Source organism: Oceanisphaera avium, assembly GCF_002157875.1.
GTDB classification, from domain to species: domain Bacteria; phylum Pseudomonadota; class Gammaproteobacteria; order Enterobacterales; family Aeromonadaceae; genus Oceanimonas; species Oceanimonas avium.
In genome coordinates this window covers 886,613-908,300 of the sequence record NZ_CP021376.1, presented here as the reverse complement: position 1 = coordinate 908,300, position 21,688 = coordinate 886,613, and the positions used below count along the sequence as shown (strand labels likewise).

Below are 21,688 nucleotides of genomic sequence, written 5' to 3'. Positions count from 1 at the left end.
AAATGCACAAGGGCGTTTAACAGCCGCAGTCAATTTAATGCTGCGGCTGTTGCATTTTGCTCTTAAGTTAGGAGGCTGATGAGTCGGTGCTGGCACAAGAGGCGATTTCTGAGCCGACAGCCTCGTTTTCAACGGGAGCTAGCGGCCAGCCACCTAAGCTTTTCCAGCGATTAACAATAGAGCAAAAAAGTTCGGTGGTTTTTTGGGTATCATAGAGGGCGCTATGGGCTTCTTTATTATCAAATTGAATGCCCGCGGTTTTACACGCTTTAGCAAGCACCGTCTGCCCTAAGGCGAGGCCGGCAAGTGTTGCCGTATCAAAAGTTGCAAAGGGGTGGAAGGGGTTGCGTTTTAACTCGGCGCGTTCAGCGGCGGCCATAACGAAGCCATGATCAAAAGACGCATTGTGCGCCACCATAATGGCGCGCTGACAATGATTGGCTTTTAAGCCTTTGCGGATCCCTTTAAAGATATGGTCGAGCGCTTCACGTTCACTCACCGCGCCACGCAGTGCGCTATGAGGGTCGATGCCGGTAAAGGCGAGGGCAGCGGGCTCAAGGTTAGCTCCTTCAAACGGAGCGACATGGAAATGAAAACTTTGATCCTGAACCAACCAGCCGTTTTTATCCATTTTAAGCGTAATAGCGGCAATCTCTAGCAAGGCGTCGGTTTTGGCATTAAAGCCGCCGGTTTCTACGTCTATCACTACAGGGTAGTAACCACGAAAGCGTTCATTAAGCTGAGTTAAAGTTGCGGTTGCCGTCATTATTGTCCTAATTCACCATCAAAACTGGGAGGCTATTATGCCTTAATCAGTGACCATCGTCGCCTATCTCGCAAAAACTCACGACGATTTAGCTCTAAAATAAGCAAAGTGCTGGTTAAGTGTGCAAACGGTTGCCTTTGGCCAAAAAAACATTGCACCTTAGCTCAGCCTTGCTTACTATACGCCCCGCTGAACGAACAAGATTCGATTTAGTTAGCAAAGTGACATACCACTTTTAAATTAAGTATGACTACAATTTGGTGAGGTGTCCGAGTGGCTGAAGGAGCTCGCCTGGAAAGCGTGTATACGGCAACGTATCGTGGGTTCGAATCCCACCCTCACCGCCAAATTATCAATTAAACCCTTGTTAACACAAGGGTTTTTTTGTGTTTGTTTAACAGTGTTGCTTATTCTTGGGGTAGATGCTGCGGCGCCCGTGAGCTAGCTAAGTAAGTGCGCAGTAAGCTTGCAAACTCGCCTGCATCGCGATCTAGGGAAGACTCGTGAATGAGTAAGTCATAGCCGTATAAATCTCGTAAATGCCCTAAGCGATGCCCCAGCATAGCGGTAAGCCCCGTGTATTGATGGCCCCCTGCTGAGCGAAACTGACTGTCTTCAATAAGCCAATCATGGAGCTCATGGCGGCTAATGGCGCCATAGCGCAGTGCCATTGAGAGTAAGGGGCGTTGTTCAGTTAAGATATGTACCGCTAAGCGGGGCGTCATTAAGGGCAGGAACGCATCGTAATCACGAATTTTAATGCCCACATAGGGTAAGTCCACTAGCTCCATACCACGAGTTAAGCGCGGCTGATCGATGCGCTGTACATTGCTCCAATGTAAGCTCCAGCCGCCGACTTTGTGATGAAAGTGTAAATGCTCAGCACTAAGCGTAAAGCTAAACTCGGGCTCTCGTAATTTTAACACCCCTAATAACGCCATGATCATGGCGGCTAAAAAGATAAACACTATCACGAGTTGGCCGCGACCATCTAGCCAATAGCCCACCGCTAAAATGAGCGGCATTAAACCTAAACCTGCTACGGTCAGCGTTAAGCCATTATGACGAGCAGTGGGCTCTATATGTTGTGTTGCCAGCACCGAGTGCCACCTCTTTATTAAGTTATATGAGTGAGTCTGTGCTTATCATACACACTGCTTTATTATCAAATAGTCTTAAAATACAGTTTTGACAATTTAACTTACGTTAAAGGTAAAACACCGCCCTAAAGGCGGTGTTTTTGTGTGTTATGTAGCAAAGTGCCACTTAGCTAATGACTGGCTTTATCACTTAGCTTTATAACCAATATATCGCATCCATCTATATCTAAAAATCCACTGGAATTAGAAAAGAGATGACCAAAAAAAGGGCGCGATTGCTGACGGCCGCAAATGAGTAGGTCGATATTAAGCGCTTGTACAGTATGGCGTACTGCTTGTTGAATATCGCCGCCAGGTAGCGAAATGCTGTTGGCATTGTACGCTTCGTCTTTGAGCATTTGCATAATTTGTGCGCCATTTTCTATACGCAGCTTGGCCTTAAGTTGGCGTAAGTCCAAATTTAAACTGCCGGTATACACAGAGCCTAACTCAGGTGCGACATGGATAATATGTAATTTTGCATTGTGAAACTCCGCTAAGTCTAGTGCCCGTTTCAGTAAGGGTTTTTCATAATGGTTTAGCTCAAGTGCCAGCAAAATATTGTGATAGGGCATGATGGCTCCCTTTTAATTACCAAGTCAGCCTTAAGGTTTAAAGCCAAGTGGTGGCTAAGTGGGTGACGGTAAGACCGGCCACCATTAAGTGTATAAAGAGTATGGCGCCCAGTGCCATGGGTTTCCAGCCGACAGACTTAAGCTCGCTAATGTGGGTGCTCAAGCCCAGCGCGGCCATGGCCATGGTTAATGCCCAGATATCTAGATGCTTAATAACGCCTACCCAGGCTGCGGGTAAATTGAGTACAGAGTTAATAATGACAATTAAAATAAAACCATAAGCAAACCAAGGCTGTGGAGGACGCACCGCATCACTTCCTTGCTTGCGGCTTAACCAATGACCTAACAGTACTAACACGGGTGCTAGCATCATGACTCGAGTGAGCTTAGTGATCACCGCGGTTTGAGCCACTTCGCTGTTAATTGCATCCCCCGCTGCAACCACTTGGGCTACTTCATGAATCGTAGCGCCGGTGAAAATACCCATGCTTTCTTGGTCTAAGCCAAGCAGAGGATACATAATGGGATATAAAAACATGGCGATAGTACCAAAGATAACCACAGTGCCCACTGCCAAGGTGGCTTGTTGGGGTTTAGCTCGAACCACCGGCTCGGCGGCTAACACGGCTGCTGCGCCGCAAATGGCAGAGCCAGCGCCCACGAGCAAGCTAGTAGGGGCATCTAAGCCAAACCATTTATGTCCAATCCAATAGCCAAGGCATAAGGTAGAAGACAACATAATGACATCGACGACTAATGCCGCTGTGCCGACATCGGCAATGTGTTGCAAAGTAATATTAATGCCATAAAAAGCGACACCGATGCGCAGTAATCTTTTTTTACAAAAATCTAAACCTGGATGCCAGCTGCCAGCCGTTAACTGAGGGCGAAGGTTGCCGATAATCAGCCCCAATACAATGGCAAAAATTAACGGGCTAATACTGCTATGCAGCACATCGGTTAATAAAATGCTGGCAAGCGTGATGAAGGCGGCGAGTAACAGGCCTTTAATGATTTTAGGCATAACGATATTCCTTTTTACAATATGGATTGAGTGTATGCCAATTTTTGATGCGATAAAAATTGAAGTTTTTGACTTTATTTATCAAATAAATTGATTAACAAATTTTGAGAAGGGCCTCTCTCCGTTGTAAAGTCATGTTAATATTGAGCGAAAATAGCTGCGCTAACAGAGCAAATACGCACTTTCGCTAAAGATAGGGAGTGTCATTACGCGCTTAACGCACACATTTATTGCTATGCAACAAGCGAGGCAGGCTCAGGGCGCTAATCTGAGGCGTCGCTAAAGGTGATGAGATGGACATAGTACAAGACGTTTTCTGGGAGTTGCTGGGTGAGCTGGCGATACCCGCGTTGTTTGGTTTAGGCTTTATTCTCTTAGCCTTGATAAGTTGTGTAATTTTGATAAAAACTGAGAAGAAACGCCGACGTTAAGGCGCTTAGCAATAGTCAAATTTTTGATTCAGATCATAAAACTAACTATCGATAGGCGCTAGGGTGAGCTTAGCTGGCGGGCTCAACTAAGCTTCAGTCGAGCTCTGTGTTAACGATAAATAGTTAGCGTCAGCGTTTTTTATGTTATGCACCTAATATGAGTTTTTTAACTGGCCTAGTGCCAGTTTTTTTTGGCTGCTGATTGGTCTGCCCAGCGTGTTATAAGCGCGCATGCTAGAGTAATAGAGACTCATCTTCGTCTAGTTAGGACTAATTTTAGCTATTATAAAGTCAAAGCAAGATTTTTTAACCGCCATTAGCTCATGAAACTAGCGTGTTAAAAAGGGCGTTAAGTTAGTTTTTTAAGATAAATTTCTTTAGTCTTTTCTTGAAGTTGGCATGCTCAAAGCCAAAAGTCGGCGATAAAACGTACGCTAGTGCCTTGAGCCCAATTACCTGCAGGGGTATGATGCCCGCCGTTATGAAGGCGGGTTCGCCTGAAAGTGAGGTGGGGATGAATATCTTTATCATGCGCCATGGTCAAGCAACACCAGACGCGTTTAGTGATGCAGTACGACCCTTGACTGAGCAAGGAATAGATGAAGTGAGCTTAATGGCTCGCTGGCTGGCGCCTCAAGTGCCACACTTTGATCTGGTGCTGGTAAGCCCATATTTACGAGCACAACAAACGTGGCAACAGATGGCAACTATCATACCCGCCAGCCACGTTGAAACCTGTGACGAGCTCACACCTAATTGCGATGCTGACTTAAGTGCCAGTTTAGTGTTGGCTCATGCCAGTGCTTATCCGAATGGTAATATATTAGTGGTGAGCCATATGCCGATGGTGGGCTATTTAGTAGAAAGCTTGTGTGCGGGCATGATGGCGCCGATATTTGTTACCTCTGGCATCGCCAATATCAGCTTAAAGGCGGGCAGTGGCGGCATTTTGTCTTGGCTTGAAGGGCCGCATAATATCCAAGCACTATATAAGCCTACCTTTCAGGCTCTACGCTCTTTAGGCTAAGCACATAGCAATTTACAATACCGAGCCTAGCTCGGTATTGTTGTTTTTGGCGCTGACTTAACTCTCAATTTTTAGCAATACCAGTAGTGCTGCATCTCCTCCCCAAGCGCGAGTGGCTTGGTGAAAAGCCAGTACTTGTGGGTGTTGTACCAGCCACATGGGCAGGCGTTGCTTTAAAATATTTTTACCGTGGCCGTGCATAATAGAGACGCATTCTACATGCTGGCGTTTGGCGGCCAATAATAATGCTGATAACTCTTGTTTGGCTTGCTCTTGAGTTAAGCCATGTAAGTCGAGAAAAAACTCCGGCATATAATCGCCACGGCGCAATTTTTTTAACTCATAAGCTGAGGTATTAGGCTCTCGATAGCGAGTAGGGCCTTCTTGTTCTAAGTAGGGCTCATACACATCGGAAAAAGGGTGTGCTTGGGCGCGGTCTTTACGAACCTGTTGTCGCTGGGCTTTTACCTTGACCGGCGTCCGATGGGGACTTATGGTATCCTGCTTTATTTTGCGCACACCTTGCACCGCTGCTTTAAAAAGCATGAAATCGTCGTCTTCTGGTAAAGAGGAGGGGGGCATGGTGATACATTCCGTAATATTTAATAGATAAAAATAGCCATCTTAGCGAGGCGGAGGGGTTTTGGACACGCTTTTTAATGAAGAAGCTCTTATAGAGTTGCACACCATAGGCGATTGGCTGCGTTATTGTGTTAGTCATTTTCAACAAGCGGGCCTTTTTTATGGCCACGGTACCGACAATGCCTGGGATGAAGCGGTGCAATTAATTCTGCCGCTATTGCACCTTCCTCAAGGTTGCCCGCCGCAAATCCAACAAGCTCGTTTATTGAGCCATGAGCGCCAAGTGTTGTTTGATGCGTTAAAAATCCGCGTTGAGCAGCGCATACCTACGCCCTACATCACGCACACGGCATGGTTTGGTGGCTATGAGTTTTATGTGGATGAGCGAGTGCTTATTCCACGCTCACCCATTGCGGAATTAATTGAGAGCCGCTTTGCTCCTTGGTTAGCACTGGAGCCTAAACGTATTCTAGATATGTGTACGGGCTCAGGTTGTATCGCGATTGCACTGGCTCATAGCTTTCCGGATGCAGAAGTGGACGCGCTAGATATTTCTCGTGATGCGCTAGATGTGGCTGAAATTAATATTCAAAATCATGGCTTGGAGCAACAAGTTACGCCTATTGAGTCGGATCTTTTCTCAGCACTGCCTAAAGGTGATAAGTACGATTTAATGGTGGTTAACCCGCCCTATGTTGACGAAGAAGACATGAGTGACTTGCCACAAGAGTTTCACCATGAGCCAGAGCTGGCCTTGGCTTCTGGCTTTGACGGCTTAGACTTTACTCGGCGCTTATTAGCTCAAGCCTGTGAGTTTTTAAGTGAAGAGGGCTTGTTAGTCTTAGAAGTGGGCAATAGCCAGATACACATGGAGCAGGCTTATCCTGAATTGCCACTCACTTGGATAGAATTTGAACATGGTGGACACGGGGTGTGTGTTATTAGCTACCGTGATCTTGAACCATTTCAATCACAATTTACTAATTTATAAAGGAAGTGACTATGGCAGGGAACAGTATTGGCACCCTTTTTCGCGTTTCAACCTTTGGTGAAAGCCATGGCATTGCCCTAGGCGCTGTTATTGATGGCGTACCTCCTGGTATTGAGTTATGCGAAGCTGACTTACAACAAGATCTTGATCGACGAAAGCCCGGGACCTCACGCTTTACCACTCAGCGGCGTGAAGCGGACGAAGTGCGTATTTTAAGTGGCGTGTTTGAGGGTAGGACCACGGGCACCTCTATTGGTCTATTGATTGAAAATACCGATCAGCGCTCCAAAGATTACTCCGACATTAAAGACCTATTTCGCCCCGGACACGCCGACTATACCTATCACCAAAAATACGGTATTCGTGATTATCGTGGCGGTGGGCGATCTTCTGCCCGTGAAACGGCGATGCGCGTGGCTGCTGGCGCGATTGCTAAAAAAGTATTAGCCAAATATGGGGTGTCTATCTTTGCTCACCTCACTCAGCTGGGACCTATCAAAGCTGAAGCCTTTGATAAAAGTATTATTGAGACTAATCCCTTCTTTTTTGCCGATGCTGGACAATTAGACGCGCTAGATCAATATATGCGCGACTTGAAAAAAGAGGGAAATTCCATTGGCGCCAAAATTCAAGTCATCGCCCAAGGCGTCCCCGTTGGACTGGGTGAGCCTGTTTTTGATCGCTTAGATGCCGATATCGCCCATGCCTTAATGAGTATTAATGCGGTAAAAGGCGTAGAAATTGGTGATGGCTTTGACGTTGTGGAGCAAAAAGGCTCTCAGCACCGCGATGAAATGCACCCCGATGGCTTTGCCAGTAACCATGCTGGCGGTATATTAGGCGGTATTTCCAGTGGCCAAGATATAGTGGCCAGCATCGCCCTTAAACCCACTTCTAGTATTATGGTGTCTGGTAATACCATTAGCACTGAAGGGGAAGCTGCAGAGTTAGTCACGCGCGGGCGCCATGATCCCTGTGTTGGCATTCGTGCGGTACCCATAGCTGAAGCTATGTTAGCCATAGTGTTATTAGATCATTTTTTAATGCATCGTGGGCAAAATGCAGAAGTAATGACGCATACGCCAAAATTAACTTAGCCTTTTAGGCGCGAACGCACTGACTTTGCTTAGTCGAGAGCGCGAGGTAGAATAGCGGTCCTTCATTGAGGACCGCTTTTTTATGTCTTTTTGCTATCAAGATCTCATTGTGGTGTTTAACCAAACTTTTGCCAACAGTTACAATACTCGCCTTGAGCGCGGCCATGACGAGCCTATTTATTTACCGGCAGACGCTAAAGTAAGGCATCATCGAATACTGTTTGCTCATGGTTATTTTGCCAGTGCGCTACATGAAGTCGCTCACTGGTTATTAGCGGGTGAGGCGCGTCGCCAGCAAGAAGATTATGGCTATTGGTATTGTCCCGATGGTCGAGATGCGACTCAGCAAGCGCAATTTGAAGCGGTGGAAGTTAAACCACAAGCTATTGAATGGGCATTATCGCTATGCTGTGGTTTTGCTTTTAATGTAAGCTGCGATAACTTAAATGGCAGTGTAGAGCCAGACAGACACGCTTTTAAAGCGAAAGTGCGCGAACAAGCTCTTCTTTACTTGAAAAATGGCTTTCCTGTACGAGTGCAGCAGTTAATGGCGGCGTTAAGTGCTTATTTTCAGCAACCTTTGCCAAATGCCGGTGATTTTACTTTGTAATAGGGCCTTTTTAATACTGTACCACCCTTAAGTAACATGATTGCCAAGCACTTATTAGCGTTAAAAAACAGCATCGCCCTGATTTATTAGGGGAAGAGATAATCATATATTACAGCGGGTAGCACCCCCTAGTTGAGGTTAAGAGATGGATATTTTTGAATTTGAACGCCGGCTACTGGCTGAAATTGATGACAATATTGTCACGGCTACTGATGATCAGTTATTTGCCGGTGGTTACTTACGAGGCCACATTACCTTATCTGTTGCCGAGTGTGATATTGATGGCCGCACGCATTTACGTGATGTTAAGTCACGGGTTAATCGCAGCCTTAATGACGCCATTATGGCTGGTGAGCTAAATGAAGCAGACCAAGCGTTAGTAGAAAATTTTTGGGCTTATTTACTTAATAGAGTAGAAGCTATTAGTACCAGCGCCTCATAAATCGCTAACTTACTGATTAGTGAGCGACCATAAAAAAGGAGCCTTAAGGCTCCTTTTTTGACTCATTTTACTTAACCGTGGATCACGCCACGTTTACGTAATTCACTCACTACTAAGTCAGCGGCTTCTTCTACACTTAAGCGTGCGGCGTCTAAGTGGATTTCAGGCGCTTCTGGGCGTTCATAAGCGGAGTCGATACCGGTAAAGTTTTTCAACTCACCGGCTCGCGCTTTCTTATATAAGCCCTTAACGTCGCGCTCTTCAGCAATTGCGAGCGGCGTATCAACAAATATTTCAATAAACTCCCCCTCAGCTAACTGCTCGCGTGCCATTCTACGCTCAGCAGTAAAGGGCGAAATAAAAGCGGTGAGTACAATTAAGCCGGCATCTACCATTAGCTTAGACACTTCACCAATGCGACGAATATTTTCTACTCGGTCGGCATCGGTAAAGCCTAAGTCTTTATTTAAACCGTGGCGTACGTTATCGCCATCGAGCAGATAAGTATGATTGCCTAAGGCATGGAGTTTTTTCTCGACTATATTGGCAATGGTCGACTTACCCGCACCGGATAAACCGGTAAACCATAACACGCTTGGCGTTTGTGCCTTCGCCTTGGCCCGGGCGTCTTTGTTTACATCCACATGTTGATAGTGAATATTTTGACTGCGACGCAGTGCAAAGTGCAACATGCCCGCTGCCACTGTGGTATTGCTTAAGCGGTCAATCACAATAAAGCCGCCGGTATCTTTATTGCTTTGATAGTCATCAAAGGCAATAGCGCGGTCTAAGCTGATATTACATACCGCAATGCCGTTGAGCTCTAATTGCTTAGCCGCCGTGTGCTCCAGCGTATTGACGTTTACTTGGTATTTAATGTCAGTAATGCTGGCAGTAACAGTTTGGGTGCCAATTTTTAGTAAATAAGGACGACCAGGCAGCAAGGCATCTTCGTGCATCCACACCAAGGTGCTTTCAAATTGGTCGGCAGTTTCAGCCGGTGCCTCAGCGATGGAGATCACATCCCCTCGTGAGATATCAATTTCATCTTTGAGCGTGAGGGTAATGGATTGTCCGGCAATGGCCTGCTCAAGATCGCCGTCATAACTGACGATGCGGGCCACTTCACTTTCTTTACCCGATGGTTGCACGCGAATGCGATCCCCAGGCTGTATGATGCCGCTGGTAATAGTGCCCGAGAAGCCGCGAAAATCTAAGTTAGGGCGGTTAACCCATTGTACAGGTAAGCGAAACGGCGCTTTTTGCATGCGAATGTCGTCAATTTCTACCGTTTCTAAAAAATCCATTAAGGTAGTGGCTTGATATTGCGGTGCACTGTACCAAGGCATGCGCGGGCTAGCTTCCACTATGTTGTCGCCCTTAAAGGCAGACAGCGGAATATAGGTGACGTTTTTTAAACCTAGCTGTTCAGCAAACGCCGCATATTCGGCAATAATTTCATCGAAGCGGGCTTGTGAATACTCCACTAAGTCCATCTTGTTAATAGCCACTACAATGTGATTAATACCCAGTAATGACATTAAATAACTATGACGACGAGTTTGCGTCAAAATACCTTTTCGGGCATCGACCATTAAAATAGCAGCATCAGCGGTAGAAGCACCGGTCACCATATTGCGCGTATATTGCTCATGACCTGGGGTATCAGCCACAATAAACTTACGCTTATCAGTAGAGAAGAAACGATAAGCCACATCAATGGTAATGCCTTGCTCGCGCTCGGCGGCTAAACCATCGACTAACAGTGCAAAGTCGATGTCTTCGCCTTGCGTACCCCATTTTTTGGAGTCCGCTTCCATGGCCGCTAGTTGATCTTCAAACAGCATTTTAGACTCAAATAACAAACGCCCAATCAAGGTGCTCTTGCCATCGTCCACACTGCCACAAGTAATAAAGCGTAATAAGCTCTTTTGTTCGTGAGCCTTCAAGTATTCTTCAATATCCGTTTCAATCAAAGATGATAAATTCATCAAAAAGTACCTTTTTGAGCTGTAAGCGATCAGCGCTAAGCTGTCAGTTACACAAAAAACTAGCTCCTGATGCTCACCAGGAACATAAAAAATATAGCGATATACCGTCAACAATCAGTCATTATTTTGCAATTTAACCATCAGGCCATTAATCATGGCGGAGATTTCTCTGGTTTCCTCCAGCCATTGTTTGCCTAGTTTTGCATGTATGTAGCCAATATCTATACCTAGGTAGACTTGGGTTCGCAATTCGGCACATGAGCTTCTAGCAACAACTAAAAAGTGTATCTTTTCTTTGTCCGTACGCCGTGTCATACCCTCAGCAATGTTGCTCGGAATGGACAAGCCAGAGCGCGTAATTTGATCTCGAAAACTGAAATCTCTAAGCTCACTTAAGCCTTTATATAAGGCTGCAGAGAGCGTTACCGAACGTTGCCACACCTGAAGCTTTTCAAAGTTCATGTTGCTGCTCCTAGCTTGTTTAAACTTTAAGCTTAGGCTGTTCATCTTGTGAGAACGGTAAGCGAGTAACTTTCAACTGTTAGAGAGCAGGTCATCATGTACTTTATTTCTCAGCTTTAATTGTTTAACTGATAGCTGACGGCTTAAAGCTGATAGCTCTTCTAACCTGCGTTAGCAGGTTAGAAGTAGCCTTCTTGTTTTTTCTTCTCCATAGAGGCGGCAGAGTCATGGTCTATCATGCGGCCTTGGCGCTCGGAGGTTTTTGTTAACAGCATTTCTTGGATAATTTCGGGTAAAGTGGCAGCGTTTGACTCCACAGCACCGGTCAGTGGATAACAGCCTAGGGTTCTAAAGCGCACATTTTTCATCATCGGCACTTCACCTTCTTGTAACGGCATACGCTCATCGTCCACCATAATTAAGGTGCCATCACGCTCAACAACGGGGCGCGGTGCGGCCAGATACAGCGGCACAATCGGAATGTTTTCTAAGTGGATATACTGCCAAATGTCGAGCTCAGTCCAGTTAGAAATAGGGAACACCCGGATGGACTCGCCTTTATGTTTGCGCGCGTTGTACAACTTCCACAATTCTGGACGCTGGTTTTTTGGATCCCAGCGGTGTTGCTCGGTACGGAACGAGAAAATACGCTCTTTAGCGCGAGATTTTTCTTCATCACGACGCGCACCCCCAAAGGCGGCATCAAAACCATACTTATCTAATGCCTGCTTTAAGCCTTCGGTCTTGGTGATATCGGTGTGAATTGCCGAGCCATGAGTAAAAGGGTTGATGTCTTTTTCTATGGCTTCTGGATTAACGTGAGTGAGTAACTCTAATCCTAATTTTTCTACCATTTGGTCGCGAAAGGTATACATCTCGCTAAATTTCCAGCGGGTGTCGACGTGCAACAAGGGAAAAGGAGGCAAAGAAGGATAAAAAGCTTTCATCGCTAAGTGCAGCATAACGGCACTGTCTTTACCGATGGAATACAACATGACCGGGTTGTCAGCTTCCGCTACAACTTCCCGCATAATGTGAATACTTTCGGCTTCAAGCCGTTGTAGGTGCGTTAGATTCATTAGTGATTTCGCTCTCAATTATGGATTATGCTAATAACCAAATGTTATAGATGATCTATGTATCAAGTTTATTTGATATAACGGTACAATGATAGCCCTGCTAAAGAGCGAGTGGTTATATATGACAGCATATTGGGTATTAGCATCGGTTGGAGTCTTGTTGGTTTTGCTGATCCAGGGGCGGTGGTCACCGGCCGTCTTATTCACCTCGTGGGCGGTGGGCTTAGTCCTTGTAGGCGTGATTGACCAACAAGCGCTGCTAAGTAGTTATTCTAATTCCGCATTAATGACGTTAGTGGTATTAATGTTGGTGTCATTAGCTCTTGAGCGCTCTCCCTTACTTGATCGATTATCCGATGCCCTATTAAAAGGTCGAGAGTCTATGGCCAGTCTGCGCTTAATGGGACTAACGGCCATGATGTCGGCATTTTTAAATAACACCGCCGTGGTGGGCTCTCTGTTGGGGGTTATTTCTCGTCAACGCTATATTCCTGCCTCTCGTTTATTGATCCCTCTTTCTTACGCTTCTATTTTGGGTGGGATAACGACCTTGGTAGGCACCTCCACTAATTTGGTGGTTAATTCTTTTGTAATTAATGCCGGCTTACCGGCCCTTGGCATGTTTGACTTCACGTTAGTAGGACTACCGGTAGCTCTAATTTGTATAATGGGCTTAATGTTCAGCGCTCGTTTATTACCGAAAAACCGCATGCTAGATCAAGAAGTGGCCCAATCTTATTTTTTAGAAGCCCAAGTGATGGCAGGCTCCTCATTAATCGGTAATAGCATTGAAGATAACCAGCTACGTAACCTCGATGGCTTATTTTTACTGGAAATTGTGCGCCACGATCGTTTGCTCAGTCCCGTCACCCCAGAAGAGGTAATAGAAGAGGGCGATGTGTTGGTATTTACCGGAGAAGTGGAAAAGGTACAAACCTTACAACGCTTTTCGGGCTTACAACTGTTTGGTACCCAAGTCGATCGCTTGTTAGCTTCTAATTTGGTGGAAGTGGTAATCAGCCACGAGTCTGAATTACCTAAACGCACCTTGCGTGAAGTGGACTTTAGAACCTTATTTAATGCAGGCGTGGTGGGGATACGACGAGGAAAGCACCGACTAACGGGGCAGCTTGGGCAAATACCGCTGCGCGTGGGTGACAGTTTATTGCTAGCAGTCGGGCCAGACTTTAAAGAACAGCGCTATATTGATCGAAATTTTCATGTACTGAGTGGGACCCTGCAACGTCCTAAACTCGCGCCTAAACAAAGCTTATTGGCCTTCGTTGGCTTTGGTACCGTTATCGGTTTGTCGGCCCTTAGTTTGCTGCCTTTGCTCAATGGCTTATTATTACTGCTAGCCATATTATTAGTTACTAAAGTGCTCTCACTCAGTGAATTACGCCGGCGTTTTCCTTTTGAATTGTGGCTGATTATCGGCTCAGCACTGACAGTAGCTAAAGCGCTAGAAAGCTCAGGTGGCGCACAGTTAGTCGCTGATGCGGTACGCAGTGTCTGTAATGGCTATGGGGTTTATGGAGCCTTTATTGGGGTATTTTTTATTACGCTTATTTTAACGGAAGTAGTGACCAATAATGCCGCCGCCGCCTTAGTCTTTCCGATTGGCTTATCCACAGCTACCGCCTTTAATGCCGATGCCATGCCTTTTATTATGGCTGTGGCATTTGGAGCCAGTGCTTGCTTTATTATTCCTTTTGGCTATCAGACCCACCTTATGGTGTATTCACCTGGACGCTATCGAATGGTGGATTATCTAAAAGTAGGTTTGCCAGTCAGCATTTTGTATTCTGCCAGTGTGCTCACGCTAGTGCCGATGGTATTTCCATTTTAAATCACACAGGAGCGGCTAAATAGCGTTTACTTTAAGCGCTATGCTTAATAAAGCCGCAAACAGTAGGAGGGGCGTTGCATTGTGCTTCAGCTTTGTTAGACTAGCCTTTCTTCAATGGTGACCCCGTTGGTCCTCTCGCATCAGAATCTTGTTTACTAGGTCAGGCCCGGAAGGGAGCAGCCAAAGCAGGAACCTTTGAGTGCCGGGATGTGGCTGGCGGGGTTGCCACCCAATCTTCAGTGTTATTTTCTTCCAATAAAAACCTTTACTGTTATTTTTCTGTGATGATAATTTATCACAGCGTCTTGCCGTGTCTGCTTAATAGCCTTAAAAGAGCCAATAAAAAAGGCCCGAGTGGGCCTTTAGAAGAAATTACCACCGATATTGGTGTGTGGTTTCCCAATCGGAAACTTGCTTTTCAGCTTCATCTTTCGCAATTCCAGTGCGCTCTTGTACTTTGCCGACTAGTTGTTCGCGCTTACCGTCGATGACATCCAGATCATCATCGGTTAATTTGCCCCATTGCTCTTTTGCCTTGCCTTTAAACTGCTTCCAATTACCTTTAGCGATATCTTCGTTCATACCTAACTCCTTTAAATAAACGTCTCTAAAAGTTTAAAGTAAGTGCGTAAGCACACAGATAGTCTAGACATAACTTTAATAGAATTGCCAATATATTTTTAAATTAATTTTTGGCTTTTCTATTAAACTATAAAACAGTGCCGTCTAATTTAGGGCTTATTTAAAAGATACAGTTGGGCATTATTTTTGGTAAGGCCGTTAGTTAACTAAAGACCGTTTTTAATATACAACAAACTGCGTCGCTGTGTTAATGCCACTCCTTGAGTTTAGTCAGATTCTCTACTTCAATTAAATAAGCTTACTTTTATATTACGTAAAAATAAGTAAGTGCTTATGAAGATAGTCAGTGAAAAGTGTGAGTTCTGCTCTAAGATTGAAAGTTATTTTTAAAAAAGATGTTATTTTATAAAGAGTTACTACACTGAGAGTGTTGTTTAAGTACTTTAGGATAAGAATAGAAAAATTAGGTTAGTTTTATAAGTAATGAGTCGCCGCTAGTACTAAACTAAACTTAGCTTAGCGTTTACTTATTTAGTTTGTATTGTTAATTCGATAAGGAGACTACCATGCGATCTATTCTTCTGTGGTTAATAGGTGTGCCTATACCCATTATTATTTTACTCGCGTTATTTATGCATTAATGAAGACGCATCTCTTATGCACCTACCTTACTAAATTACTTCATAACGGAGCTTGCTATGATCAAAAGCGAACTTGTCTCAGATAACGTCGTGCAGCCACTTGGGGAGTCTCAGCGCTCGGCTGTATCTTGGGGAGCGATTATTGCCGGTGCCGTGATTGGTGCGGCGTTAACGATAACGCTGATCACTGGAGGAACAGGGCTTGGTTTAATATCGGTGTCGCCTTGGCAAAATGATGGCGCCTCGGGTAGCACTCTTGCTATTGGCACCATTGTTTGGCTATTGGCTACGCAGATCATTGCATATGGGGTGGCAGGCTATGTAACGGGACGCTTGCGCACTAAATGGACTAACGTTATAGGCGATGAAATTTATTTTAGAGACACAGCGCATGGCTTTGTAGTATGGGCTTTGAGCTCGGTAGTAGGCTTTGTGTTACTCAGCTCAGCTGCGGCTTCTATTGTCTCAGGTACGGCACAAACCGGTGCCACTATGGTGGGTGCAGGAGCGGGTGCTGCCACCCAAGTAGCAGAGGAAAGTGCTAAAGATAACGATATGCTCTCGCTAGATTATTTTACCGACACCTTATTACGTCCTAATGATCCCTCTGAGGCGTATTATCGAAATGATAATCGCAAAGAAATCACTACCATACTCACTCGCAGCCTAGCGCAGGGTGAAATGACGCAGCAAGATGAAGACTATCTGGTCGCTGTGATTGCCAAGCGCGCTGATATGTCTGAAATGCAAGCGCGCGAGCGATTACAACAAGTGACCGCCGATGCCAAATTAGCCGCCTCTGAACTAGAAGCCAAAGTAAGAGAAGCGGCCGATGAAGCAAGAAAAGCCGCCGCGGTATTTGCTTTATGGGCCTTTGCATCATTACTGTTAGGTGCATTTGTTGCTAGTTTTGCCGCTACCATAGGGGGTAGAGCAAGAGACTTGTAAGCTTGGCATCATAATATTGCTAGCTAACAGCGCTGCTTGTGTAGACAAGCAGCGCTTTTTTATAGCCGTAAATTAAATGTGACTTATTGTTGGGTGTTAAATCACATGCTTTTTTATCTATCTTAGTTAATCACTTTGGCTATAACGTCTAGGCTAACCCTGTATTTTGTTATGGTGGGCAAAGAGTTAAATGGTTAGAAATTTAATATTTGCTACTCTGCATTGATACGGGGTTAATTTTTGCTCACTGAGCTAATAGGTGAGGCTATGAAACAGATAAGCAGGACTTATTATTTATTAACAGCTGATTGGGTCAAATTTTCTTATATCTCCTTTATTGTATTGTTGCTCAGCAGCTGTGCCAGTATGAGTGAAGAGCAGTGTTTAACGGCTAATTGGCTGGATCAAGGCTTTCGTGATGGCCGAGTAGGACAACCGTTAGCTCGCCTTGCCGATCATCGAAAAGCCTGTGCTAAGGTTGGCGTAACGCCAAATGAAGCGCGTTATTTCGAAGGCCGTGACCAAGGAATACTTAGCTATTGCACCCCTGAAAACGGCTTAAGAGTCGGGCGTCAAGGCCAAACTTATCGCAACGCCTGTCCGGCTCATTTAGAGCAAGCATTTTTAGTCGCCTTTGATAAAGGAAAAGCACTCTATGAAACAGAGCAAACCCTTGAAAAGCTCCAGCAGCAGCGACAAGAATTAGAGCGATTATTAATAGAAGAAGAGGATGCTAATACTCGTCGCTATCTTTATCAAAGCCTTCGTGAGCGAGACTGGGAGCTAAGGCGAGTACAAGAGGAGCAGCGTTATCTTGAACGCCGCTTACGCTATCCATGAATTAGCATTTTAAATACATATTAAAGTGCATTTAAAAAGGGTAAAGTAAGAGGGTGATAATCTTATGATGAGTGGACACCATGACAATTGATCTAAATAGCCGCTATGGGTTAAATGCCGCGCACAGTGAAGTGAAAGCTGCCTGTAATATTATAACGCCTTGCAAGGTGTTAGACATGGGCTGCTCTAATGGACGTAATGCCCTATTTTTGAGTCAGCAAGGCTTTGAGGTGACGGCAGTGGATAATAATGCTAATGCGATTGATATGTTGCAGCGCATTATTAACGACGAAGGACTGAATAATATTAACGCTAAGGTTTATGATATTAATCAAGCTCAGTTAAGTGAGAGCTATGGCTTTATTTCTTGTACTGTGACTTTAATGTTTCTTAAACCTAGCGTCGTCGATAAGGTGATTAAAGATATGCAAGCGCACACCGCGCCCAATGGTTATAACCTTATCGTCTGTGCTATGAGTACTGATCAATACCCTTGCCCTATGCCATTTTCGTTTACTTTTGATACCGGTGAGTTAAAAAACGCCTACCAAGGCTGGGAGCTCATTAAATATAATGAGGAGCTGGGTACTATGCATAATGGCGCACAGCTACAATTTGCCACTTTGCTTGCTAAAAAAATAGCCTAATAGGCGCTCTGAACACGTTTTTGGCGCGCGCCTCCTTCTTAAAACTAGGCGTTTTTTAGCGCCTATTCTCTGAGCCCACTCTTGGCTCTATTTATATTGAAATTGACGATACGGTTACGCTGATGGAGGAGGGTATTATGCATGGTGAGTATAAGGTGCTAGGGGGTAAGCTGGTCGTTGCAGATATCGAGCTTGTGCAAGATGTGATGACTCACGTAAGTATTTCCGGTGATTTTTTTCTTGAACCCGACTGCGCGCTAGCACAAATCAATAACGCCTTAGTAGGCCAATCTGGCCAAGCAAGCCATCATACCTTAACTCAAGTTATTTTAAGCGCCCTCGATGATGAAGTAATGATGTTTGGCGTTTCTGCAAAAGCGATAGCCACAGCAGTGAGGCGTGCGTTAGGTAAAGCCACGAGTTGGCAAGATCATACCTTTATGGTGATCCCGCCTGTTTCTTTGCCCGCCATCCAACATGTGGCTTTAGATGAAGTGCTCGTCAATTCTGTTGCCCAAGGCCTGCGCCCCCCTACCTTACGCTTTTGGGATTGGGATGACTCGCTAGTGGTTATTGGCGCTTTTCAATCCGTTAAAAATGAAGTAGATATGAGCGCCGCCCACTCAGCAGGCCTTAAAGTAGTGCGGCGCATTACGGGAGGCGGCGCCATGTTTATGGAGGCGGGTAACTGCATTACCTATTCGCTTATTGTGCCAACCTCATTAGTGGATGGCATGAGCATAGAGCAGTCATATCAATATCTGGATACGTGGGTATTAGGTGCCTTAGCGACCGTTGGCATTAAAGCACATTATGTGCCGCTAAACGATATCGCCTCAGTACAGGGTAAAATAGGCGGAGCCGCCCAAAAACGCTTTGCGAATGGGGTGTTAGTTCATCACGCCACGCTGGCTTATGACATTGACGGGCAAAAAATGCTGCAAATTTTACGTACTGGCCGAGAAAAGCTCTCGGATAAAGGCATTAAGAGTGCGAATAAACGCGTAGATCCTATGCGCAGTCAAAGTGGATTAAGCCAAGCGGCCATTATCGATGCCTTTATTGAGCATTTCTGTACGCTGTATAGTGTAGAAATGGGCGAGTACCTCGAGCATGAGATAGCGGCCGCTAACGAGCAGGTTGTGCGTAAATTTTTGACTGATGAATGGTTATTTAAAATACCCTAGCTACCGGTTATCTTGCTCAGCGATTAGGGCTGCGTTATAAGTAACTCCCACTTATGTGAAACTGGTGGCTATTGAAGGCCGCAGTTTTTTCTTCGTTTACACAGAGTTCATCATGTCATCTGAAAAAGACGCTTTTAACTTCGCCGAGCTGTTTCCTCTTAAATTTCCCGCTCATGAACTGCCGCCACTGGAATTTTATACGACTCGAGGAGGAGCTCAATTAAGTTTTCGCTGTTATCCCACTTCTGTTCCTTGTGAAGTCCATCTCATTTTGTTGCATGGCTCAGCGGCACACAGCGCTTATTTACACGCCTTTGCCCATTACCTCAGCGCTCAGCAAGTCGCAAACGTGTACACACCGGACTTGCGTGGCCATGGGCCGGCGCCCGAGCGGAGAGGAGATATTGATTATATCGACCAGCTTGAGCACGATGTCTTGGACTTAATGGAGCATATTAAGCAGCAGTCGAGTAGCAGAGTACAATTTATATTGGCAGGACATTCATCTGGTGCCGGCTTAGCGCTACGTATTGCCAGTGGTGAACAAGCGAAAGATATTCAACAGCTTATTTTAATTGCGCCCTATTTTGGGCATAACACCGCCATGGTAAAAAAAGATGCGGGGGGTGGGCCTATCTTAATAAGACTAAAGTGAATGTGTTGTCGGTGTTAAATGCTGTGGGGCTGCGTACCTTTAATGCCACGCCTGTGATGCGCTTTAACTTACCCAAAACTTATCAAAATGGCTGCGAAACCCTTGCTTACTCTTACCGGTTAATGAAGGGCATGCATCCTCTTAACTATAAAGAAAGCTTAATGCACACCCAAGCCCCCGTACTGGTGATGGTGGGCACCCATGATGAGTCACTCACGGCCTCTGAGTTTGAGTCGAGCATTTTATTATTTAAACAAGACGTCACCATTGCCTATTTTAAACAGGTCACTCATCTTGGCATTATGGTGAATGAGTCTGCTATGCAAGCCGCAGCTAGGTGGATAACAGAGCATGGTCAAAATGAAAGCTAAGCTAAATGCTTAGCTTGTTCATACTAGTGCTGCCTTAATCATCAGCGGAGTCAAATATTTCTTCTATGGGCTGATTATGAATACGTGAGCTTTTAAACATGGCTTTATTTCCGGTGTCAGCTTCTGCCCAAAAGTTAATATTAAACTGCGCATCATCGCTTAGCTCCACTCTATGCCAATACTGAGGAGGGCTTACTGCAAACTCTCCTGCTTTGATAGTGATGGTTTTTTCAGGCTCAGTGGCGGCTTCATTGGCAAAACCATAGAAAATAACGCTGCCTTGCATTACACAAATTTGACCATAGACCCCTTCAGCGGTGTTGTGATGAGTCAATAGTGCTTTTGGAATATTATTTTTAGTAAAAAAATGCGTTGAGCGTTTAATTTTCCAGTGACTGGGAATAACGATGTTAGCCATGTTTGCTCCTAAGGCCTAGCAGATACAAAAGGGTTAGCTCAGCCTAGTCGCTTAGCCAAGGCATCGTCAAGAGACAGACTTGCATAAGCCCAAAGCAACTTAATAAAGTGAGTAATCAATGATGACGGCAACTAACGCCTCGATTTTTTCGCGGATGCGGGCTGGGGGAGTGATTGAGCATCGCGATCCTGAGATGAAAAAAGTATGGCAAAAAATTGCCCGTACTATTAAGTTATCGGCCGCGCTTAACAGTGCCACCGACGTTAAACAGATACGCGGTCGTTTAAGCGAAATTATTAACGTCGACATTGATGCCAGCACCATTATATTTACGCCTTTTTATACTAATTTTGGTCAACATATTCGTCTTGGACGCCACGTTTTTATAAACCACGATTGCAGCTTTTTAGATATGGGCGGCATTACCATTGAAGATAATGTCCAGATTGGACCTAAAGTGAGCTTGATCACCGAAAATCATCCCCTTACGGCGAGGGACAGAAAAAACTTGGTGTTGCAAAGTATTTTAATTAAACGTAATGCTTGGCTAGGTGCTGGCGTCACTGTTTTGCCAGGCGTCATTATTGGTGAAAACGCTGTGGTGGCGGCAGGCGCTGTTGTAACGCAGTCGGTGGCTGCTAATACGTTAGTCGCCGGAGTACCAGCCAAAGTTATTAAGTATTTAGAGGAAAGCCATTAACTCTTTAGAGACAAATAATGACTGCCTTAAGTGAGAGAAAGCGATCAAATTGGCAGTTATCTGTGGCTTAACCATGTAGAATGCGCGCATCAATGAACATCTCGCCTTATGGCTAGATGCAGCGTTATTGCAAACCCAGTAGGAATAACATGAAAAAGATTTTTACTTTAGCTCATCCTAAACTTCCTTTGCCGCGTCGCGTCGATGCCATTAAGCATGAGATCAAAAAGTATTTTAAGCGGGAGCGTAATAAAACGCTGCCACCTGGCATGAACTACTGGGCGTTTGACTGTCGCTTTGGCATAACCGCCGAGCAGGCGACGCCAGTATTTCCTTCAGAGATTAATAAGCGCATCGATGAAGTGGTGGCACAAGAGCTCACTGAGTTTTACCTAGAGATTTTAGCTAAGGCCTGTAAGCACAGTCCCCGCACTGAGCACACAGATCACGAGCTTTAACAATAAAGAGCTGAAGCGTTAGTTTTCACGTGAGTAACCAGCGACTGAGGCAAGTCAGGCTTTAGTCGCTGGTTTTTATTTTTTGCACCCCGCCTTGGTTGTCTTTGCTAAAAAGTGGCGTTGCAGCCAGCGTCGACTCTCTGAATTAGCAAAGAAGTGTCTGTTGTTCTATTCCC

24 protein-coding genes, 1 tRNA gene and 1 other RNA gene are annotated in these 21,688 nt (G+C 45.2%); 16 read left to right on the top strand and 10 right to left on the bottom strand.

Features of this window, described 5'->3' with window-relative positions; translation table 11 throughout:
• Positions 1-67: 67 nt before the first annotated feature.
• Complete coding sequence (rnt, locus tag CBP12_RS04115; protein ID WP_086963227.1) at positions 68-766, bottom strand: ribonuclease T; 699 nt, start codon at positions 764-766, stop codon at positions 68-70.
• A 259-nt stretch (positions 767-1,025) separates the two neighbouring features.
• On the opposite strand from rnt, the gene CBP12_RS04110 reads away from it, so the two are divergent.
• A tRNA-Ser gene (locus CBP12_RS04110) sits at positions 1,026-1,113 on the top strand.
• 60 nt (positions 1,114-1,173) lie between these two features.
• Here CBP12_RS04110 and CBP12_RS04105 read toward each other — a convergent pair.
• The 3 genes from CBP12_RS04105 to CBP12_RS04095 form a co-directional block, all read right to left on the bottom strand.
• Positions 1,174-1,866, bottom strand: coding sequence for a DUF2982 domain-containing protein (locus tag CBP12_RS04105; RefSeq protein WP_232455144.1), 693 nt, complete (start codon positions 1,864-1,866; stop codon positions 1,174-1,176).
• A gap of 170 nt (positions 1,867-2,036) precedes the next feature.
• Positions 2,037-2,480 carry a universal stress protein gene (locus CBP12_RS04100; protein ID WP_086963225.1) on the bottom strand — a complete coding sequence of 148 codons (444 nt, stop codon included), beginning with the start codon at positions 2,478-2,480 and terminating at the stop codon, positions 2,037-2,039.
• A 37-nt stretch (positions 2,481-2,517) separates the two neighbouring features.
• Entirely contained in the window at positions 2,518-3,504 is a 987-nt protein-coding gene (locus tag CBP12_RS04095) for a YeiH family protein (RefSeq protein WP_086963223.1), read from the bottom strand.
• A gap of 945 nt (positions 3,505-4,449) precedes the next feature.
• Here CBP12_RS04095 and sixA point away from each other — a divergent pair.
• Positions 4,450-4,962, top strand: coding sequence for a phosphohistidine phosphatase SixA (gene sixA, locus CBP12_RS04090; RefSeq protein ID WP_086965362.1), 513 nt, complete (start codon positions 4,450-4,452; stop codon positions 4,960-4,962).
• Between the two features lie 57 nt (positions 4,963-5,019).
• Here the strand turns inward: sixA and smrB are convergent, their stop codons facing one another.
• Positions 5,020-5,544, bottom strand: a complete 525-nt coding sequence (gene smrB / locus CBP12_RS04085; RefSeq protein WP_086963221.1) for an endonuclease SmrB — start codon at positions 5,542-5,544, stop codon at positions 5,020-5,022.
• Positions 5,545-5,605: 61 nt separating this feature from the next.
• Between smrB and prmB the strand changes: the two genes are divergently transcribed.
• From prmB to CBP12_RS04065, 4 genes are all read left to right on the top strand, one after another.
• Entirely contained in the window at positions 5,606-6,535 is a 930-nt protein-coding gene (gene prmB, locus CBP12_RS04080) for a 50S ribosomal protein L3 N(5)-glutamine methyltransferase (RefSeq protein ID WP_086963218.1), read from the top strand.
• Between the two features lie 11 nt (positions 6,536-6,546).
• Complete coding sequence (gene aroC / locus CBP12_RS04075; protein WP_086963216.1) at positions 6,547-7,632, top strand: chorismate synthase; 1,086 nt, start codon at positions 6,547-6,549, stop codon at positions 7,630-7,632.
• A gap of 82 nt (positions 7,633-7,714) precedes the next feature.
• Complete coding sequence (locus CBP12_RS04070; protein ID WP_086963214.1) at positions 7,715-8,242, top strand: elongation factor P hydroxylase; 528 nt, start codon at positions 7,715-7,717, stop codon at positions 8,240-8,242.
• Positions 8,243-8,387: 145 nt separating this feature from the next.
• Entirely contained in the window at positions 8,388-8,684 is a 297-nt protein-coding gene (locus tag CBP12_RS04065) for a YfcL family protein (RefSeq protein WP_086963212.1), read from the top strand.
• Positions 8,685-8,755: 71 nt separating this feature from the next.
• Here CBP12_RS04065 and cysN read toward each other — a convergent pair whose 3' ends face one another.
• The 3 genes from cysN to cysD form a co-directional block, all read right to left on the bottom strand.
• Positions 8,756-10,675: a sulfate adenylyltransferase subunit CysN gene (gene cysN / locus CBP12_RS04060; protein ID WP_198341855.1), complete on the bottom strand. Its 1,920-nt coding sequence runs from the start codon at positions 10,673-10,675 to the stop codon at positions 8,756-8,758.
• Between the two features lie 114 nt (positions 10,676-10,789).
• Positions 10,790-11,137 carry a four helix bundle protein gene (locus CBP12_RS04055; protein WP_086963209.1) on the bottom strand — a complete coding sequence of 116 codons (348 nt, stop codon included), beginning with the start codon at positions 11,135-11,137 and terminating at the stop codon, positions 10,790-10,792.
• Positions 11,138-11,316: 179 nt separating this feature from the next.
• The gene (cysD, locus tag CBP12_RS04050) at positions 11,317-12,216 is read right to left on the bottom strand and encodes a sulfate adenylyltransferase subunit CysD (protein WP_086963207.1); all 900 of its coding nucleotides are present in this window, start codon (positions 12,214-12,216) and stop codon (positions 11,317-11,319) included.
• Between the two features lie 121 nt (positions 12,217-12,337).
• Here cysD and CBP12_RS04045 point away from each other — a divergent pair, with 121 nt between their 5' ends.
• Together CBP12_RS04045 and ffs are read left to right on the top strand one after the other, a co-directional pair.
• Positions 12,338-14,065: an SLC13 family permease gene (locus CBP12_RS04045; RefSeq protein ID WP_086963204.1), complete on the top strand. Its 1,728-nt coding sequence runs from the start codon at positions 12,338-12,340 to the stop codon at positions 14,063-14,065.
• Between the two features lie 124 nt (positions 14,066-14,189).
• Positions 14,190-14,287: signal recognition particle sRNA small type (ffs, locus tag CBP12_RS04040), an RNA gene on the top strand.
• A gap of 150 nt (positions 14,288-14,437) precedes the next feature.
• Here the strand turns inward: ffs and CBP12_RS04035 are convergent.
• Positions 14,438-14,647 carry a CsbD family protein gene (locus tag CBP12_RS04035; RefSeq protein WP_086963201.1) on the bottom strand — a complete coding sequence of 70 codons (210 nt, stop codon included), beginning with the start codon at positions 14,645-14,647 and terminating at the stop codon, positions 14,438-14,440.
• A gap of 698 nt (positions 14,648-15,345) precedes the next feature.
• Here CBP12_RS04035 and CBP12_RS04030 point away from each other — a divergent pair.
• The 6 genes from CBP12_RS04030 (at position 15,346) to CBP12_RS04005 (ending at position 19,936) form a co-directional block, all read left to right on the top strand.
• Positions 15,346-16,236, top strand: coding sequence for a hypothetical protein (locus CBP12_RS04030; RefSeq protein ID WP_086963198.1), 891 nt, complete (start codon positions 15,346-15,348; stop codon positions 16,234-16,236).
• 267 nt (positions 16,237-16,503) lie between these two features.
• Positions 16,504-17,076 carry a DUF2799 domain-containing protein gene (locus CBP12_RS04025; RefSeq protein WP_086963195.1) on the top strand — a complete coding sequence of 191 codons (573 nt, stop codon included), beginning with the start codon at positions 16,504-16,506 and terminating at the stop codon, positions 17,074-17,076.
• An 80-nt stretch (positions 17,077-17,156) separates the two neighbouring features.
• Positions 17,157-17,723, top strand: a complete 567-nt coding sequence (tehB, locus tag CBP12_RS04020) for a tellurite resistance methyltransferase TehB (protein ID WP_086963193.1) — start codon at positions 17,157-17,159, stop codon at positions 17,721-17,723.
• 137 nt (positions 17,724-17,860) lie between these two features.
• Positions 17,861-18,910 carry a lipoate--protein ligase family protein gene (locus CBP12_RS04015; protein ID WP_086963191.1) on the top strand — a complete coding sequence of 350 codons (1,050 nt, stop codon included), beginning with the start codon at positions 17,861-17,863 and terminating at the stop codon, positions 18,908-18,910.
• Between the two features lie 112 nt (positions 18,911-19,022).
• On the top strand, positions 19,023-19,565 hold the full coding sequence (locus tag CBP12_RS04010; protein WP_086963189.1) for an alpha/beta hydrolase: 543 nt from the start codon (positions 19,023-19,025) through the stop codon (positions 19,563-19,565).
• 5 nt (positions 19,566-19,570) lie between these two features.
• The gene (locus CBP12_RS04005; protein WP_157420037.1) at positions 19,571-19,936 is read left to right on the top strand and encodes a hypothetical protein; all 366 of its coding nucleotides are present in this window, start codon (positions 19,571-19,573) and stop codon (positions 19,934-19,936) included.
• Between the two features lie 34 nt (positions 19,937-19,970).
• Here the strand turns inward: CBP12_RS04005 and CBP12_RS04000 are convergent, their stop codons facing one another.
• Positions 19,971-20,354 (bottom strand): DUF1971 domain-containing protein, encoded by a 384-nt coding sequence (locus tag CBP12_RS04000; protein ID WP_086963183.1) that lies wholly within the window; start codon positions 20,352-20,354, stop codon positions 19,971-19,973.
• Positions 20,355-20,472: 118 nt separating this feature from the next.
• Here CBP12_RS04000 and CBP12_RS03995 point away from each other — a divergent pair, with 118 nt between their 5' ends.
• Positions 20,473-21,054, top strand: coding sequence for a DapH/DapD/GlmU-related protein (locus CBP12_RS03995; protein ID WP_086963181.1), 582 nt, complete (start codon positions 20,473-20,475; stop codon positions 21,052-21,054).
• 149 nt (positions 21,055-21,203) lie between these two features.
• Entirely contained in the window at positions 21,204-21,512 is a 309-nt protein-coding gene (locus CBP12_RS03990; protein WP_086963179.1) for a DUF6172 family protein, read from the top strand.
• Positions 21,513-21,688 lie beyond the last annotated feature (176 nt).

Coding starts and splice junctions, on each gene's coding strand:
- CBP12_RS04000 (WP_086963183.1), bottom strand. CDS start 20,354: ATGGCTAACATCGTTATTCCCAGTCACTGGAAAATTAAACGCTCAACG.
- CBP12_RS03990 (WP_086963179.1), top strand. CDS start 21,204: ATGAAAAAGATTTTTACTTTAGCTCATCCTAAACTTCCTTTGCCGCGT.
- tehB (WP_086963193.1), top strand. CDS start 17,157: ATGACAATTGATCTAAATAGCCGCTATGGGTTAAATGCCGCGCACAGT.
- cysD (WP_086963207.1), bottom strand. CDS start 12,216: ATGAATCTAACGCACCTACAACGGCTTGAAGCCGAAAGTATTCACATT.
- sixA (WP_086965362.1), top strand. CDS start 4,450: ATGAATATCTTTATCATGCGCCATGGTCAAGCAACACCAGACGCGTTT.
- aroC (WP_086963216.1), top strand. CDS start 6,547: ATGGCAGGGAACAGTATTGGCACCCTTTTTCGCGTTTCAACCTTTGGT.
- CBP12_RS04010 (WP_086963189.1), top strand. CDS start 19,023: ATGTCATCTGAAAAAGACGCTTTTAACTTCGCCGAGCTGTTTCCTCTT.
- rnt (WP_086963227.1), bottom strand. CDS start 766: ATGACGGCAACCGCAACTTTAACTCAGCTTAATGAACGCTTTCGTGGT.
- CBP12_RS04030 (WP_086963198.1), top strand. CDS start 15,346: ATGATCAAAAGCGAACTTGTCTCAGATAACGTCGTGCAGCCACTTGGG.
- CBP12_RS04035 (WP_086963201.1), bottom strand. CDS start 14,647: ATGAACGAAGATATCGCTAAAGGTAATTGGAAGCAGTTTAAAGGCAAG.
- CBP12_RS04070 (WP_086963214.1), top strand. CDS start 7,715: ATGTCTTTTTGCTATCAAGATCTCATTGTGGTGTTTAACCAAACTTTT.
- CBP12_RS04025 (WP_086963195.1), top strand. CDS start 16,504: ATGAAACAGATAAGCAGGACTTATTATTTATTAACAGCTGATTGGGTC.
- CBP12_RS04015 (WP_086963191.1), top strand. CDS start 17,861: ATGCATGGTGAGTATAAGGTGCTAGGGGGTAAGCTGGTCGTTGCAGAT.
- CBP12_RS03995 (WP_086963181.1), top strand. CDS start 20,473: ATGATGACGGCAACTAACGCCTCGATTTTTTCGCGGATGCGGGCTGGG.
- smrB (WP_086963221.1), bottom strand. CDS start 5,544: ATGCCCCCCTCCTCTTTACCAGAAGACGACGATTTCATGCTTTTTAAA.
- CBP12_RS04100 (WP_086963225.1), bottom strand. CDS start 2,480: ATGCCCTATCACAATATTTTGCTGGCACTTGAGCTAAACCATTATGAA.
- CBP12_RS04045 (WP_086963204.1), top strand. CDS start 12,338: ATGACAGCATATTGGGTATTAGCATCGGTTGGAGTCTTGTTGGTTTTG.
- CBP12_RS04055 (WP_086963209.1), bottom strand. CDS start 11,137: ATGAACTTTGAAAAGCTTCAGGTGTGGCAACGTTCGGTAACGCTCTCT.
- CBP12_RS04095 (WP_086963223.1), bottom strand. CDS start 3,504: ATGCCTAAAATCATTAAAGGCCTGTTACTCGCCGCCTTCATCACGCTT.
- cysN (WP_198341855.1), bottom strand. CDS start 10,675: ATGAATTTATCATCTTTGATTGAAACGGATATTGAAGAATACTTGAAG.
- CBP12_RS04065 (WP_086963212.1), top strand. CDS start 8,388: ATGGATATTTTTGAATTTGAACGCCGGCTACTGGCTGAAATTGATGAC.